This window comes from Pseudomonas agarici (assembly GCF_900109755.1).
Classification (GTDB): Bacteria; Pseudomonadota; Gammaproteobacteria; order Pseudomonadales; family Pseudomonadaceae; genus Aquipseudomonas; species Aquipseudomonas agarici.
Genome location: NZ_FOAR01000028.1, coordinates 15,059 through 30,962 on the forward strand (window position 1 = coordinate 15,059; position 15,904 = coordinate 30,962).

The following is a 15,904-nucleotide window of genomic DNA, read 5'->3' on the forward strand; positions in this document are numbered from 1 at the left end:
GCAAACCGAAAGCGCGGGCCGAAGGCGTGAGAAGCCTGGTTTCACCCATGATCATTGCGCTGGAACCACGCATGCTGTTCGACGGTGCCGTGGCGGCCACCGTGGCCGAGGCCGCGCAGCCGGCCAGTCACCCCGCCGCTGATGCAGCGCAGGCGCCGACTAGCGATCACGCGCTCGCCCCCGCCGAAGCGCACCCGCTATCCGATGCCCCTTCGACTCCGGCACCGGTTGCCGTACCGGGCGAGTCGGTGGTGTTCATCGACTCGCGGGTGAAAGATTTCGACAGTCTGCTCAAGGGCGCCGCACCCGGCACTCAGGTGGTGGTACTCGAGGCCGGCAAAGACGGCCTGCAGCAGATCGCCGATTACCTGGGCTCCCACTCGGGCGTGAGTAGCGTGGAAATCATCGCCCACGGCAATTCGGGCGACTTGTGGCTGGGCAACACCTATCTCTCTTCCGATAACGTCGCGGCGCGGGCCGATGTGCTGGCACGGATCGGCAATGACATGAATGTCGGCGGCGATATCCTGATTTATGCCTGCAATACCGCCTCGGGCGACAAGGGCAGCGGATTTGTCGATGCCCTGGCGCAATACACCGGGCGCGATATCGCGGCCTCGACCAACCGCACGGGCCTGGGCGGCGACTGGAGCCTGGAAATCGCCTCCGGCAGCATCGAAAGCCACAACGTGCTGTCGGCCGACGCCATGGCCGCGTACCAGTACGGCTTGGCCACCATTACCGTAAGCAGTGGCGCCGACACTGGCGCCGGCAGCCTGCGCCAGGCCCTGAGCGATGCGGTGGCGGGCGACATCGTTACTTTCACCACCCCAGGTATGACGGTCAACCTGAACTCGCAACTGGTGATCGCCAAGAACCTGACCGTCGACGGCGACCTGGACAACAACGGTAGCGCTGATGTGACCATCAGCGGGCAGTACAAGACCCAGGTGCTCAAGGTCAATGCGGGAGTCACCGCGACACTCGACGGCCTGATCATCACCCAGGGCCTGGCAGCGGGCGACGGCGCGGCGGCGGGTACCGACGGCCTGGCGGCAATGGGCGGCGGCATTGTCAACGCCGGCAACCTGACCCTGAACAATGTCACCGTGACCGGCAACGCGGCCTCGGGTGGCGGTGGCGGTGGCGGGGTGATTGCACCCTACCTCGGCGGCGCGGTGGGCGGTGGCGGTGGCGGTGGCGGTGGTATTGGTGGGCAAAACGGTGGAAGCGGCGGTGATTCGGGCTTCGGCACAGGGGTTTATGCGGGCCTCGCCGGTAGCGCCAACCAAGGCGGTACCGGTGGCGGCTACGCTTCCATGGGGGGGCTTGGCGGCAGTAGCAGCGGCGGCGCGGGCGGCCAGGGGTCTTTCGGCTACAGTAGCGGCGGCGCGGGCGCCACGTCTAACAACGGCACTCTGTCCATTGGCGGTGGTGGTGGCGGCTCGGGTTGGGATCAGCCCGGTAGGGCCGGTGCCGCGGCAAGCGGCGGTATCTACAATGCCAGCACCGGTACCCTGACCGTTGTCGGCACCTCGGTGATCTCCAATAACATCGCTGCCGGCGGCGGTGGTGGTGGTGGCGGCGGCAGTGGTGGTTCCGGCGATTCGGGTGGTGCGGGGGGCAAAGGCGTCGGTGCGATCTGGAACAAGGGTACGTTGTTGATTACCGCCGCCAACTTCGCGGCCTTGAGTAGCGGTAATAACCTTGGCGTCAGTGGCTCCGGTGGCCTGTCGTCGGGCGGCGGCTCAACGGGGACTCAGCCGGCGGCCCTGAACACCATCTTCAACGACGGCGGAACGCTGAACACTGCTTACAACCCGGCACCGACCGCGACCATCGTGGTCACCACTCCTGCCCAACACATCGGCAGCACGTCAACGGTGACCATTACCTTCAACCAGGCGGTGAACAACTTTGCCCTGGCCGACCTGACGGCCTCCAACGGTGTGCTGAGCAACTTGAGCACCAGCGACGGTGGCACCACCTGGACCGCGACCCTTACCCCGAACTCAAGTGTCAGCAGTGCCACCAACCTGATCATCCTGGACAACACCGGGGTCAACAGCCTGTCGACCGGCACGGCAGGGATCGGCACCACCTCGTCCAACAACTACAGCGTCGATACTGTACGGCCGACCGCGACCGTTGCGGTTGTCGGCTCCACGCTGAGTACCACGACCAACGCGACGGTGAACATTACGTTCAGCGAAGCAGTGAGCAACTTCAGCCTCGCGGACCTGTCGGCCTCCAATGGCACCCTGAGCAACCTGGTCCAGGTCGACGCCACCCATTGGACCGCGACCCTGACGCCCAACGCCGGCAATAACAGCAGCGGCAACGTCATTACCCTGGATAACACCCTTTATACCGATACCGCGACCAACGCCGGCAGTGGTACGAGCACATCCAACAGCTATGCGGTGGACACCGTGCGCCCGACGGCGAGTATCGTGGTCGACAATACGGCACTGAACATCGGCGGCACGGCGACGGTGAGCATCACCTTCAGCGAAGCGGTGAACGATTTCACCCTGGCCGACCTGTCGGCCTCCAACGGTAGCTTGAGCAACCTCGTTCAAGTCGATGGCACGCACTGGACCGCGACCCTGACGCCGAACGCCGGGGTCAGCCATAGCGGCGATGTCATCACCCTGAGCAATACCGGGGTCACCGACGCCGCGAGCAACGCCGGCAGCGGCACGACCACGTCCAATGCCTATGCCATCGACACCCAGCGGCCCACCGCGAGCGTCGTGTTCGGCAACACCAACTTGGGGATCGGTCAGACTTCGCCGGTGACCATCACCTTCAGCGAAGCCGTGAGCGGTTTGACCCTGGCCGACCTGACCGTGAGCAACGGTACCCTCAGCGGACTGAGCAGCGGCGACGGTGGCATCACCTGGACCGCAACCTTTACCCCGACGGCGAGTATCGTCAGCCCAAGCAACCACATCACTCTGAACAATACGGGCGTACAGGACGCGGCGGGCAACGTGGGCAGCGGCACCACCGATTCCAACAACGTATCCATCGACGGCGTGCGTCCGACCGCGACCGTGGTGGTGGCCAACAGCACCCTTGCTATTGGCCAGACCTCACTGGTGACGGTGACCTTCTCGGAAGCCGTGGTGGGTTTCAGCAACACCGACCTGACCATCGCCAACGGGACATTGACGGCAATAACCAGCAGTGATGGCGGCATCACCTGGACCGCGACCTTCACCCCGACGACGAACATCACCGACACCAGCAACCTGATCACCCTGGACAATACCGCCTATACCGACACCAGCGGTAACAGCGGCAGCGGCACCAGTGACTCCAACAACTATGCAATCGACACCCAACGGCCGACGGCAACCGTCGTCGTTGCCGATCCGACGCTCACGGCGGGAGAAACTTCGCTGATCACCGTCACCTTCAGCGAAGCGGTGACGGCGTTCACCCTGGCCGATCTGAGCACCAGTCACGGCACTCTGAGCGGGTTGAGCAGCAGCGACGGCGGTATAACCTGGACCGCGACGCTCACCCCGGACACGAACATCAGCGACACCACCAACCTCATCACTCTGGACAACACCGGCGTGCAGGATGCGGCGGGCAACGTTGGCGCCGGCACCACCAACTCGGCGAACTTCACCATCGACACGGTGCTGCCCACGGCGAGCATCGTGGTGGCGAATCCGGCGTTGAATATCGGTGGCACGTCCCTGGTGACCATTACCTTCAACGAGGCCGTCAGCGGTTTCAGCAATGCCGACCTGACCGTTGCCAACGGCAGCCTGGGTGTGGTGACCAGCAGCGACGGTGGCATCACCTGGACCGCCTCCTTCACCCCAAGCTCCGATCTCACCGACGCCAGTAACCAGATCACCCTGGATAACAGCGGCGTCCAGGCGCTGGCTTCCGGCAATGTCGGTACCGGCAACAGCGTTTCCAACAACTACGCCATCGATACCCAACGGCCGACCGCCACCGTAGTGGTCGAGACCGATCATTTGGGTGTAGGTGGCACGTCCGTGGTGACCATCACCTTCAATGAAGCCGTGACCGGTTTCAGCCTGGCCGACCTGACCGTTGACAACGGCACCCTGAGCAACCTGAGCACCAGCGATAACATCACCTACACCGCCACCCTGACTCCGGTGGCCGGTATCGACCAGGGCAACAATCACATAACCCTGGCTAACAGTGGCGTGATCGACGGCGCCGGTAACATGGGGACCGGCACCACCGACTCCAACACCTACGCCATCGACAGCCAACGCCCGAGCGCCACTATCGTTGTCAGTGATTCGGCACTCGTTATCGGTGAAACCTCGACGGTGACCATTACCTTCAGCGAGGCGGTAACTGGTTTCGACAACAGCGACTTGAGCGTACCCAACGGCACCCTGAGCACCTTGACCAGCAGCGACGGTGGTTTGACCTGGACCGCGACCTTCACCCCGACCGTCAATGTCAACGACACCAGCAACCTGATCAGTCTGAACAATAGCGGTTATACCGACCTGGCCGGCAACACCGGCAGCGGAGTGACCAACTCAGGCAACTTCACCATCGACACGGTAGTGCCGACCGCGACTATCGTGGTGGCGGACACGGCCCTCAAGGCCGGCGAAACCTCGACGGTGACCATTACCTTCAGTGAGGCGGTCAGCGGCTTTGACCTGGCGGACCTGACCCCGGCCAACGGTGTCCTGACCAACCTGGCTTCCAGCGACGGCGGTATCACCTGGACCGCGACCCTCACCCCGACCAACAACATCACCGATACCAGTAACGTCATCACCTTGAATAACAGCGGTGTCGCCAATGCCTCGGGCAACGCTGGCAGCGGCACCACCGACTCCAACAACTACAGCATTGATACCCAGCGGCCAGGCGCGACCATCGCGGTGGCCAATGAGCATGTCGGGATCGGCCAGACCACCACGGTGACCATCACCTTCAACGAGGCGGTCAGCGGTTTCGACCTGTCGGACCTGAGCGTGGCCAATGGCGTGCTGTCCAACCTGACCACCAGCGACAATATCCACTGGACCGCCACCCTGACACCGACGGTCGGTGTCACCGACGCCACCAACCTGGTGGTGCTCGATACCAGCTTGGTCAGCGATGGGGCCGGCAACAGCGGATCGGCTATCGCCATCTCCAACAACTACGGAGTTGACGCCGATCTGCCGACAGCGACCATCGTGGTTGCCAACCCGAACCTGACTGCCGGCCAGACCACCACGGTGACGTTCACCTTCAGCGAAGCGGTCAGCGGTTTTGACCTGTCGGACCTCAGCGTGGCCAACGGCATCCTATCCAACTTGCACAGCAGCGACAGCGGCAAGACCTGGACCGCGACCCTGACGCCGACAGCGAACATCACCGACCCGAGCAACTTCATCACCCTCGACACCCGCCTGGTCACTGACCTGGCGGGCAACGCCGGTAGTGGCTTTGCCAACTCCAATAACTATGCAATCACCACCGTGGCGCTGGACGGTGACCCGCAATTTCGGATCGGCGAGCCGCCACCGGCGCCGGACCTGCCGAACGTGCCGTTGCAGCCGGTTGTCTTTGGTCCACCGAATGGCAACCTCGGTTCGCCTATTGGCTTCCCACCGTTGTTCGAACCGCGTGATGTGGGCGGTGGCCTGCCGCCGATTGGCAATATCTTCATCAGGAACGGTGCCCTGGCCCCGAGCTTTCTTGCCCAGGTGTTCAGCACCGACAGCGGTGGCGACGGCAATGGCAGCGGCTTCCTCGGCTTTGGTGGCGGCGATGGTGGGGTGTTCGGTAGCAGCACCTTGTCCGGCCTGTTCAATCGCGACTCGTCGACCGGCGATGGCGCTGGATTCAATGCGTTCGACCACAAGGACAGTAAGAGCCTGGGCGATCCGTCCCAGGGCCTTCGCGGGATTTTTGGCGCGCCGACCCTCGGCCAGCAATTGCAGCAGCTCAAAGATTCCGAGCAGAAACAGCTGCATGAACTAGCCTGGGCGCTGGAGCAGGTCAGTGTCAGCGAAATGCCGGCCTGAACGATGATCTGAGATCTGCGCCGACGGTTGTCGGCACCTATAAAAATAAAGAGCAGTAGTCAGGGGCGGTGCCAGGGAATGAGAAGAAATCAGAAGTTGTTCAGCGTCAGCTTGCTGGCGCTGGTGGTCAGCGGTTGTGCCGTGACCAGCCAGCCGATCGATCGTAGCGTCAGTGAGCAACGCGCCAAAAGCGATCTACAGACCATGTACCAGGGTCAGGAAGCTCTCAGCGGCCCGCTCACCTTGCACGAAGCCATGGCCCGTGCGGTGAAATACAACCTCGAAGGGCGCCTGAAGATCATGGAAGAGGCCCTGGCCAAACGCCAACTGGACCTTGCCAGTTTCGATATGCTGCCACGCATGGCGCTTTCGGCGGGCTATGCGGGGCGTAGCAATGTCAGCGCCTCCAGTAGCCAGAGTGTGCAGACCGGCACTCAGTCGCTGGAACCTTCGACCTCCCAGGACCGCGACCGGCGCGTCGCTGATCTGACCATGGTTTGGAACGTGCTCGACTTCGGCGTCAGTTATATCAGCGCCAAGCAACAGGGCGACCAGCGCCTGATCGTCCAGGAGCGTCGGCGTAAGGTGATCAACACCATCGTCCAGGACGTGCGCTCTGCCTATTGGCGGGCCGTGGCGGCCGAACGCCTGCTCAAGCAGATCGACAGCCTGATGGCGCGGGTCGAGGCGGCGCAGGGCAACAGCGAGAAGATGAGTGAACAGCGTATCGGCGACCCGATCCAGGCCTTGGGTTATCAGCGCTCGCTGATCGAGGCCACTCGTCAACTGGAAGAACAGCGCAAGGCGCTGTCCCTGGCCAAGACCGAACTGGCGACCCTGATCAACCTGCCCATGGGCACCGAGCTGACCCTGGCGACTCCGGATGATTATGCGATTCCGCAGCTCAAGGTCGATATGGCCCAGTTGGAGCACGAAGCGCTGGCCAGTCGTCCGGAATTGCGCGAACAGGATTACCAGAGCCGTATCAGTGCCGCCGAAACCCGTAAGGCCATGTTGCGTCTGCTGCCGGGGCTGGAGTTCTCGGCGGGCGGCCATTACGACAGCAACTCGTTCCTGGTCAATGACAAGTGGGCCGATTATGGCGTCAAGGTCACCTGGAACCTGTTCAACGTGATCTCCGCCCCGGCGGCCATCGACGTGGCCAAAGCCGGTGAAGAAGTGGCGACCGCGCGGCGCCAGGCGATGTCGATCGCCGTGCTGGCGCAACTCTACGTGGCCAATGCCAACTACCGCGAGGCGCTGCGCCAGTTCAAGACCAGCCAGCAACTGTCGAATATCGACGGACAGATTCTCGGCCAACTGCGTAACCGCTACCAGGCTGCCGGGCTGGGCGAGTTGGACCTGATTCAAGGCGAACTCAACACCCTGCAAGCCGACCTGCGCCGCGACCTGGCTTATGCCGACCTACGCAACGCCTACGGCCAGATCTTCGCCAGCGCCGGTTTGGACCCGTTGCCGTCGGAGGTCCCCTCGACCAAGGTCGCGGCGATTGCCGATGCCATGGCGACACGCGAGTTGCAGTGGGCGTCCGGCAATATCGGCGTAGCCGTCAGCCATGCCCAAGGGCAGTAACCTGTTGGCGCCGCGGGCGAGCGTCAGCCGCGGCCAGCGCGAGGCCCGCAACGGTCATCGCGGCGGCGCGATCTTATTGACCGGCTTGCCGGCGGCGGGCAAGTCGACCGTGGCCCAGGCGCTGCAGGCGGCGTTGTTCGAACGTGGATTGCAATGTCTGGTACTGGACGGCGATGCCCTGCGCGGTGGATTGAACCGTGATCTTGGATTTGCCGAGAGCGATCGCCGGGAAAATATCCGGCGCGCCAGCGAGCTGGCCCGGTTGCTGGTGGAAAACGGCCAGATCGTCATCCTCGCCATGATTGCGCCGCAAGCCGAACAGCGCGAACTGTTCGCCCGACGCCTGGGTGAAGATTATCGTGAGGTCTGGTGTAGCGCGTCGTTGCCGATCTGTGAAGAGCGCGATCCGAAAGGGCATTATGCGCAGGCCCGGCGTGGCGAGTTGGCGAGTTTCACCGGGATCTCGGCGCCTTATGACGTGCCGCGAGCCGCCGATTTGATCCTCGATACTGGGCGCCTCTCTGTCGGCGCTTGTGTCGAACAACTGCTGGGCCATCTGCAATCAGCCGGGGTGATTCCCTGAGCCTGCCGGCCTTTTCCCGTTTGCCTGTCGCAGTGGCGTTGCCGCTGTTGCTGCAGGCCCTTTCGCGCATTGCCGAACCTGCCTGGAAGGCCCACTTCAATGTCGATTACTACGACGGTGACTGGAGTGGCGTCGCGCTGATTTCGGCGGCGGATGCCTTGAGCGAACTGGCGCCGGGGACTGCCCCGGCGACCGAGCGCGCACCCTGGCTGTTGGATACGGCGTGGGCGACGGCCTTGGACCTGCCCCTGGAGATTCGTTCGGCGCGCCTGCTGCGCCTGGGGCCGGGCGGGCGGATTCATGAACATCGCGATTACGACCTCGGCGCGCCGGACGCAGACCGTCGCCTGCACCTACCCTTGCTCAGTTCGCCGGATGTGGATTTCATGGTCGATGGACAACGTATCCCGATGCAGGCCGGCGAATGCTGGTTTCTCGATCTGTCGCGGCCCCACAGCGTCGATAACTGGGGCGAGGGCGAGCGGATTCACCTGGTGCTCGATTGCCGTCCGAACCGCTGGCTGGAACAGCAGATCGCCGGTGGTCTGGCGACTACGCCAGCGCCTGGCATTGGGCGGGCCGCCGAGGATCTGGCGCGGTTTCGGGCCTTGTTGGCGAGCGATCCATGGTTATGCGCATCCTTGCAGGCCCTGGAGGACAGCGACGCCTTTATCGCCCGCACGCTGCAACTGGCCACCGAGCGCGGCTTGCGCTTTGGCCGCGAAGATATCCGCTCGGCGATGCGCCAGGGCCGTAGCCGCTGGAACCAGCAATGGACGGCTTGAAGGACTGGTTGCCGATCCGTCTCTGGCAGCAGGCCGGGGAGTGGCGAGTGGACTGGTGCTGGTTCGGCGGGCGCAAGCTCGACCAACCGTTCTTTCGCGAGGCGGTGGAGGATGCCTTGCGATTGCCTTTCAACCAGGCCTTTCGCCGTGAAACCGCCTTGGCGAGTCTCCGTGAATGGCGCGCTCCGGCGCTCGCCCCGACGGCCTTTATCTACCACGCTTCGCGCTGTGGCTCGACCTTGATCTGCCAGATGTTGGCACAGCTCGACGAGGCGATTGTCATTTGCGAACCGCCACCGCTGGATAGCTTGCTGCGCGGCGCATTCGAGCCGCAAGAGCGGCAGGCGGCGTTGCGCGGCCTGCTGGCGGCATACGGCCAAATCCGGCGCGGTAGTGAACAGAAGTTGGTGATCAAGCTCGATGCCTGGAATATCGGTGAGCTGGCGGTGTTGCGCGAGTGTTTTCCCGCTACACCGTGGTTGTTCGTGTACCGCGATCCGTTGGAAATCGCCGTGTCCCATTGGCGGCGGGCGGGCATGCACATGGTGCCTGGAATGATCGGTGCCAGCTCGCTGGACGCGCCGGGGCAGGACAATTCGCGGGAGGACTATATCGCCCGGCGGCTGGGACGGATCCTCCGGCAGGGACTGGAGCATTGCCAGGCATTCGCTGGCGTGCCGGTGAACTACAGTGAATTACCGGTGGCCATGGACGGGCATCTGGCGGACTTTTTCGGTCTGGATGCCGGACAGCGCAACCGCGTTTTCGCGACAGTCGGACAACACGCCAAACAGCCTGCCCAGGTGTTTGTGCCTGATAGCCAGGACAAGCGCCGCGAAGCCTGCGAATGGCTCAGGGTGCAGGTGTCAGCCTGGGCCCAGGGGCCTTACGAAGCGTTGGAGCGCCTGCGTTTAGCACCCAGTCGACTACCCAGATCCGGCAATAGCGATAACGGTGATTGAGCCGGACCGACGCCCCGGCGCCGACATTGACTAACAGGTCTAACCACACAGGCCACTAGACGCATACCGGAGAATGATGCCCCATGCCCAAGTGTGCGAAGCCTGTCATTGAACCTTTGGCCTGCCCGCGCCCTCCACTGTGGAGGAGCGATCGGATCCCGTCTGTCCATAAGATCACTGGAGCAGCCAATGCAATCACCTACCCATAACCTCCCGTCGTTGTTCAAGCAACTGGGCTTGCCCGATGACTCCGAGAGCATTGAAAAATTTGTCGCCATCCACTCGCCGCTCAAACCGGCATTGCACCTGGCGGATGCGTTTTTCTGGAGCAGGAGCCAGGCGGATTTCCTGCGCAACGAAGTGCTTAAAGATGCGGACTGGGCCGAGGTAGTGGATCAGTTGAATGTGTTGTTGAGGAAGGGGCGCCTGGGCTGAAACAGACTTGCGTATGGGCGGCATGTAAAAAGATGCCGAAAAACCCTGAAATGTAAAAAACGGTGGAAGGACAAAAAAAATCTAGGCTTTAATCGCCCAAGTGAGCTTTTTCTGTGGATATCAAACAGGCACGTTGTCGGTTACGCCTATTTTCGCCAAGCGTTGAGCCTGAAAGCTTTGGCCTTGAAACGCTCGGCAATGATCAAGCCCGTGACGCCAATCCCCCTATCCCCCAAGAGCTAGGCTCAAGCTGACGGCCAGGGCCCCTCTGCGCTTGAGCGAATGGACAGTAGCAGATTGTTTCAAAACTTGACGAAATCTCTATCGATACGCAATATTAATAGTTAGCAAACTAACATTATGTGAATTCTCTCGTGTCCAAGCCTCTCGAACAGCTCCAGCAGAACATCAGCACGGGCATGGTGCTGGCCTCGCGTCATTGGCGGCGGGCTTGCCAGGCCACGCTGGCCAACTATGGCATCTCCGAAGCCTGCGCCATGCCGTTGTTGATCATCGGGCGCATGGGACCGGGGGTACGGCAGGTCACGGTGGCCCAGGTGGCCGGGATGGAAAGCCCGTCGCTGGTACGCCTGCTCGATCAGTTGTGCAATGCCGGCTATGTGCAGCGCACCGAAGACGCCAGTGATCGCCGGGCCAAGACCCTGAGTCTGACTGAGACCGGCCATGGCCTGTTCCATGCCATCGAAAGCCAATTGGTGCGCTTGCGTCGCCAGGTACTGGACGGCATCGCGCCCGCCGACCTGGAAGCGGCACTGCGGGTGATCCGGGCCTTTGAGGCCGCCGGGCGAGTATCGGGAGCGGTCGGCTCTTGAACGGTTTCTGGACAGGCATGCCGCCCGCCCGCGACTGGTTTTACGGTGTGCGTACCTTCGCAGCTTCGATGATCGCGCTGTATATCGCCCTGTTGATGGAGCTGCCGCGCCCCTATTGGGCGATGGCGACCGTGTACATCGTTTCCAGCCCCTTTGTCGGCCCCACCAGCTCCAAGGCGCTGTACCGGGCGGTCGGCACATTCCTCGGTGCCTCGGCAGCAGTGCTGTTGGTGCCGTTGTTGGTGCAGACGCCGTTTTTGCTGGTGGTGGCGGTCGCGCTGTGGACTGGCATCCTGCTGTTTCTCTCGCTGCACCTGCGCACCGCCAATAGCTATGCGTTGATGCTGGCCGGCTACACCATGCCGATGATTGCCCTGCCAGTGGTGGACAATCCGCTGAACGTGTTCGATATCGCTGTGTCGCGGACCGAGGAAATTTTTCTCGGCATCGTCGTCGCCGCGGTGGTCGGCAGCATGTTCTGGCCCCGGCGCCTGGCCCCGGTGTTTATCGAAGCGGTGGCCAATTGGTTCGGCGATGCTTCGACCTACAGTCTGCGATTCCTCGCACGCGATGTGCGGGCCGATGAAATCAGCGGCCTGCGTTCGGCCATGGTGGCGACCTTCAATAGCTTCGAACTGATGATCGGCCAGTTACCTCACGAGGGTGCCCGGCCCCAGACCGTGCGCAACACCCAGGAGTTGCGTGGGCGGATGATTCACCTGCTGCCGGTGGTCGACGCCCTGGACGACGCCCTGTATGCCATGGCGCGGCGCACACCGGAACTGGTGACGCGCTTCGAGCCGTTACTCGTTGCCACCCGCCAATGGCTGGAAAACACCGCACGGGAAGCGTCGGTCGAGCGCTGGCAGGCCCTGCGGGCACAGGTCGAAAGCCTGCAACCGAGTCCGGTCGAGCTGGATGAGCGACGCCAGTTGTTGTTCTCCAACGCCCTCTATCGCCTTGGGGAGTGGATCGATCTGTGGCAGGACCTGCGCAGCCTGCAATATGCCATCCAGTGCGAAAGCCAGGACAACTGGCGCGCGGTCTACCGTCACTGGCGCCTGAGTCGCCTGACACCGTTTCTGGATCGTGGTCTGATGCTGTATTCGGTCGGCTCCACGGTCCTGGCAATCATTGTCGCCTCGGCGCTGTGGATCCTGCTCGGCTGGACCGACGGCGCCAGCGGGGTAATCCTCGCGGCGGTCGCCTGCAGCTTTTTCGCGGCGATGGACGACCCGGCGCCGCAGATCTATCGGTTCTTTTTCTGGACCGCGATGGCGGTGCTCCTGGCCAGCCTTTACCTTTTCGTCGTGCTGCCCAACCTGCACGATTTCCCGATGCTGGTGCTGGCGTTTGCCGTGCCGTTTATCTGCATCGGCACCCTCACCGTGCAGCCGCGTTTCTACCTTGGCACCTTGCTGACCATCGTCAACACCTCATCCTTTATCAGCATCTCGGGAGCCTATGACGCGGACTTCCTGAATTTCACCAACGCCAATCTGGCCGGGCCGTTGGGGCTACTGTTCGCCTTTATCTGGACGCTGGTGGCGCGGCCCTTCGGTGCCGAGCTGGCGGCCAAGCGCCTGACCCGTTTCAGTTGGCGCGATATCGTCCGGCTGACTGAGCCTGCGACCCTGGCCGAGCACCGACACATGGGCGCGCAGATGCTCGATCGGCTGATGCAGCACTTGCCGCGCCTGGCCATGACCGGCCAGGACACCGGTTCGGCACTGCGCGAATTGCGGGTGGCGCTGAATCTGCTCGACCTGTTGGCCTATACCCCGCGTGTACTGGGCGTGGCCAATGGGCTGCTCAGGCAAGTGGTGGAAGAGGTCGGCGCGTACTTTCGTGCCTGCCTCACGGCCCGCGAACGGCTGCCGGCCCCGGCTCCCTTGCTGATGACCCTGGACCGCACGCGCCGAGCCCTTAGTTCCCAAGGCCTGGACGATGGCGAGACTCGCCTGCACCTGCTGCACGCCTTGAGTGGCCTGCGCCTGGCGCTGTTGCCGGGAGTCGAGTTCGTCGACAACGGCGAGCCGCCCGAAAGCGTGCCGTATGGCATCAATGGAGTGCCTCTATGATCGGTGACGTGGATATCAGCGGGGTGTTCCTGCCCACGTTGCTGGTGCTGATGGCGATTACCTACGCGTTGTACCTGGTGGTGCACGGGGTGTTGACGCATTTACATTTCTATCGCCTGGTCTGGCACCGGGCATTGTTCAACGTCGGTCTCTACGCTTTGCTACTGGGCGTTGTGGATTCGCTCAGTCGATACCTGATGATATGAAAAAACCTATCTTGACCATTGGCCGTGTGGTCCTGACCTTGTTGGTGGTGATCTTCGCCTGCCTCGTGGTCTGGCGCATGGTGATGTACTACATGTTTGCGCCCTGGACCCGGGACGGCCATATCCGTGCCGATATCGTGCAAATCGCCCCGGACGTGTCCGGACTGATCCAACAGGTGCAGGTGCGCGACAACCAGCCGGTGGTGCGTGGGCAGGTGCTGTTCAGCATTGACCAGGATCGCTTCAAGCTGGCGCTGCGCCAGGCCCAGGCCGCTGTCGCCGATCGCCGGGAAACCCTGGCCCAGGCCCAGCGCGAAAACAAGCGCAACCGTGGCCTGGGCAATCTGGTGGCGGGTGAGCAACTGGAGGAAAGCCAGTCGAAGGTCGCCCGTGCTGAGTCAGCCCTGGCCGAAGCCCAGGTGGCGGTGGATGCCGCGCAACTGAACCTCGAACGTTCGGTGATCCGCAGCCCGGTGGACGGCTATGTCAACGACCGCGCACCGCGTGAGCAGGAGTTCGTCACGGCGGGCCGCCCGGTGCTGTCGGTGGTGGACAGCGGGTCGTTCCATATCGACGGTTATTTCGAGGAAACCAAGCTGGAGGGTATCCATGTCGGCCAGAGCGTGGATATCCGGGTGATCGGCGACAACGCCCGCCTGCGCGGTCGTGTCGAAAGCATTGTCGCCGGGATCGAGGACCGTGACCGCAGCAGCGGCTCGAATCTGTTGCCCAACGTCAATCCGGCTTTCAGTTGGGTGCGCCTGGCCCAGCGGATTCCCGTGCGGATCGCCTTTGTGGATGTGCCGGAGGACTTCCGTATGATCGCCGGGCGCACGGCGACCGTTTCAATCATTGATGACGCCAAGGACGCAGCGAAAAAAGAGGCCGTGAAATGACCGCGCCGGTGAAAGTCACCGCGCTCGGCCTGGGCCTGCTGCTGTCGGCCTGTTCCATGGTCGGTCCGGATTATCATCTGCCGGGCGATTCGGCTCTGCTGCGCAAGGACCTGCAAGGCGAGATTGCCGGCAGTGGCGACAATGTCGTTTCGGCGCCCGTACCGATGGACTGGTGGCGGCTGTACCAGGACCCGCGCCTGGATGAGTTGGTGCGCCAGGCACTGGCATCCAACACCGACCTGCGTGTAGCGGCGGCGAGCCTGTCGCGCGCCCGTGCCCAGGTCGAAGAGGCCGAAGCCGCTGGCGGTTTCAGTGCCGGGGCGAAGGCGGGGGCGCAGCGTTTGCAGGAGTCCGGCCAAGCCTTCCTGCTGACGGAAAAGGTGCCCGTGGCGAACATCGCCGATATCGCGTTTTCCGCGTCCTATCAGTTCGATCTGTGGGGTACCTTGCAACGCGGTATCGAGGCGGCCAAGGCCAATGCCGATGCGACCCAGGCGGCGGCCGATGTCGCCCGGATCACTCTGGTGGCGGATGTGGTGCGCTCCTACACGCAGATCTGCGCGGCCAACGAGGAGCGCGAGATTGCCCAGCGATCCCTCGACCTGCAAGCCCAGAGCACCGAGTTAACCAAGCGCCTGCGCGACGCCGGACGTGGCGACGAAACCCAAGTCACGCGCTCCCAGACCCAATTCAAATCCTTGCGCGCCGAGTTGCCGCGCTATACGGCGTTGCGCCAGAGTGGGTTGTACCGGTTGTCGATGTTGCTGGGCCAGCCGTTGGATCAACTGCCCGCTGGGGTGGCCGATTGCGCTGCGCTGCCGCATATCGCCCAGTTGCTACCGGTGGGCGATGGCGCCGAGCTGCTCAAGCGCCGTCCGGATATCCGCCAGGCCGAACGTCGGCTGGCGGCGGCCACCGCGAGCATCGGCGTCGCCACCGGCGAGCTGTACCCGAATGTCAGCATCGGTGCGACCATCGGCACCGTGGGGCTGCTAGAGGATCTGGGCGACCCGTCGACCAATCGCTGGGGCTTTGGCCCGGCGATCAGTTGGACCGTGCCGACCAACGGTGCGCGGGCGCGAATCCGTGAGGCCGAGGCCACCACCCAGGGTGTTCTGGCGCATTTCGACGGCGTGGTGCTCAATGCCATCCGCGAGACCCAGACCAGCCTTGCCCAGTACACCGCGCAGCTCGCTCGCCGCGACGCCCTGGCCGATGCCGAGCAGTCGGCCGCGCTCGCGGCGGACCAGACGCATCGCTTCTTCAAGGCCGGTCGCGCCTCGTTCCTCGCCGACCTGCAAGCCACCCGTACCTACACCGATGTGCGTGCTCAACTGGCGTCGGCCAACACCCAGGTGGCGATGGGTCAGATCGATCTGTTCCTGGCGCTGGGCGGTGGTTGGGAAAGCGGACGAACGCCACCTGCGCAGCACGCAAAACCCTGAGTCCGTTGCTATGCTCTGAACTATCGGCTGGCCGTCGTTGGTTCGGGGTT

11 protein-coding genes are annotated in these 15,904 nt (G+C 63.1%); all 11 read left to right on the plus strand.

The window, feature by feature from the left end; translation table 11 throughout:
* Positions 1-47 precede the first annotated feature (47 nt).
* The 11 genes from BMX68_RS21095 to BMX68_RS21145 all read left to right on the plus strand — a co-directional run bounded on the left by BMX68_RS21095 (position 48) and on the right by BMX68_RS21145 (position 15,854).
* The gene (locus BMX68_RS21095; RefSeq protein ID WP_017130427.1) at positions 48-6,035 is read left to right on the plus strand and encodes an Ig-like domain-containing protein; all 5,988 of its coding nucleotides are present in this window, start codon (positions 48-50) and stop codon (positions 6,033-6,035) included.
* A 78-nt stretch (positions 6,036-6,113) separates the two neighbouring features.
* Complete coding sequence (locus BMX68_RS21100; protein WP_039792160.1) at positions 6,114-7,628, plus strand: TolC family protein; 1,515 nt, start codon at positions 6,114-6,116, stop codon at positions 7,626-7,628.
* Entirely contained in the window at positions 7,612-8,211 is a 600-nt protein-coding gene (cysC, locus tag BMX68_RS21105) for an adenylyl-sulfate kinase (RefSeq protein ID WP_017130425.1), read from the plus strand. Before BMX68_RS21100 ends, cysC begins: the two co-directional genes overlap by 17 nt.
* Positions 8,208-8,996: an aspartyl/asparaginyl beta-hydroxylase domain-containing protein gene (locus BMX68_RS21110; RefSeq protein WP_026013015.1), complete on the plus strand. Its 789-nt coding sequence runs from the start codon at positions 8,208-8,210 to the stop codon at positions 8,994-8,996. The genes cysC and BMX68_RS21110 overlap by 4 nt, the downstream gene beginning before the upstream one ends.
* Complete coding sequence (locus BMX68_RS21115) at positions 8,984-9,958, plus strand: aspartyl beta-hydroxylase (protein ID WP_060783258.1); 975 nt, start codon at positions 8,984-8,986, stop codon at positions 9,956-9,958. The genes BMX68_RS21110 and BMX68_RS21115 overlap by 13 nt, the downstream gene beginning before the upstream one ends.
* Positions 9,959-10,147: 189 nt before the next feature.
* Positions 10,148-10,393, plus strand: coding sequence for a DUF2789 domain-containing protein (locus BMX68_RS21120; RefSeq protein ID WP_017130423.1), 246 nt, complete (start codon positions 10,148-10,150; stop codon positions 10,391-10,393).
* 419 nt (positions 10,394-10,812) lie between these two features.
* Entirely contained in the window at positions 10,813-11,226 is a 414-nt protein-coding gene (locus BMX68_RS21125; protein WP_039792164.1) for a MarR family winged helix-turn-helix transcriptional regulator, read from the plus strand.
* Positions 11,223-13,307 (plus strand): FUSC family protein, encoded by a 2,085-nt coding sequence (locus BMX68_RS21130; protein WP_026013014.1) that lies wholly within the window; start codon positions 11,223-11,225, stop codon positions 13,305-13,307. The genes BMX68_RS21125 and BMX68_RS21130 overlap by 4 nt, the downstream gene beginning before the upstream one ends.
* Positions 13,304-13,513, plus strand: coding sequence for a DUF1656 domain-containing protein (locus tag BMX68_RS21135; protein WP_017130420.1), 210 nt, complete (start codon positions 13,304-13,306; stop codon positions 13,511-13,513). The genes BMX68_RS21130 and BMX68_RS21135 overlap by 4 nt, the downstream gene beginning before the upstream one ends.
* Positions 13,510-14,409 carry an efflux RND transporter periplasmic adaptor subunit gene (locus BMX68_RS21140; RefSeq protein ID WP_017130419.1) on the plus strand — a complete coding sequence of 300 codons (900 nt, stop codon included), beginning with the start codon at positions 13,510-13,512 and terminating at the stop codon, positions 14,407-14,409. The genes BMX68_RS21135 and BMX68_RS21140 overlap by 4 nt, the downstream gene beginning before the upstream one ends.
* Complete coding sequence (locus tag BMX68_RS21145; RefSeq protein ID WP_017130418.1) at positions 14,406-15,854, plus strand: efflux transporter outer membrane subunit; 1,449 nt, start codon at positions 14,406-14,408, stop codon at positions 15,852-15,854. The genes BMX68_RS21140 and BMX68_RS21145 overlap by 4 nt, the downstream gene beginning before the upstream one ends.
* Positions 15,855-15,904: the final 50 nt, after the last annotated feature.

Coding starts and splice junctions, on each gene's coding strand:
- BMX68_RS21095 (WP_017130427.1), top strand. CDS start 48: ATGATCATTGCGCTGGAACCACGCATGCTGTTCGACGGTGCCGTGGCG.
- BMX68_RS21100 (WP_039792160.1), top strand. CDS start 6,114: ATGAGAAGAAATCAGAAGTTGTTCAGCGTCAGCTTGCTGGCGCTGGTG.
- cysC (WP_017130425.1), top strand. CDS start 7,612: ATGCCCAAGGGCAGTAACCTGTTGGCGCCGCGGGCGAGCGTCAGCCGC.
- BMX68_RS21115 (WP_060783258.1), top strand. CDS start 8,984: ATGGACGGCTTGAAGGACTGGTTGCCGATCCGTCTCTGGCAGCAGGCC.
- BMX68_RS21120 (WP_017130423.1), top strand. CDS start 10,148: ATGCAATCACCTACCCATAACCTCCCGTCGTTGTTCAAGCAACTGGGC.
- BMX68_RS21125 (WP_039792164.1), top strand. CDS start 10,813: ATGGTGCTGGCCTCGCGTCATTGGCGGCGGGCTTGCCAGGCCACGCTG.
- BMX68_RS21135 (WP_017130420.1), top strand. CDS start 13,304: ATGATCGGTGACGTGGATATCAGCGGGGTGTTCCTGCCCACGTTGCTG.
- BMX68_RS21140 (WP_017130419.1), top strand. CDS start 13,510: ATGAAAAAACCTATCTTGACCATTGGCCGTGTGGTCCTGACCTTGTTG.
- BMX68_RS21145 (WP_017130418.1), top strand. CDS start 14,406: ATGACCGCGCCGGTGAAAGTCACCGCGCTCGGCCTGGGCCTGCTGCTG.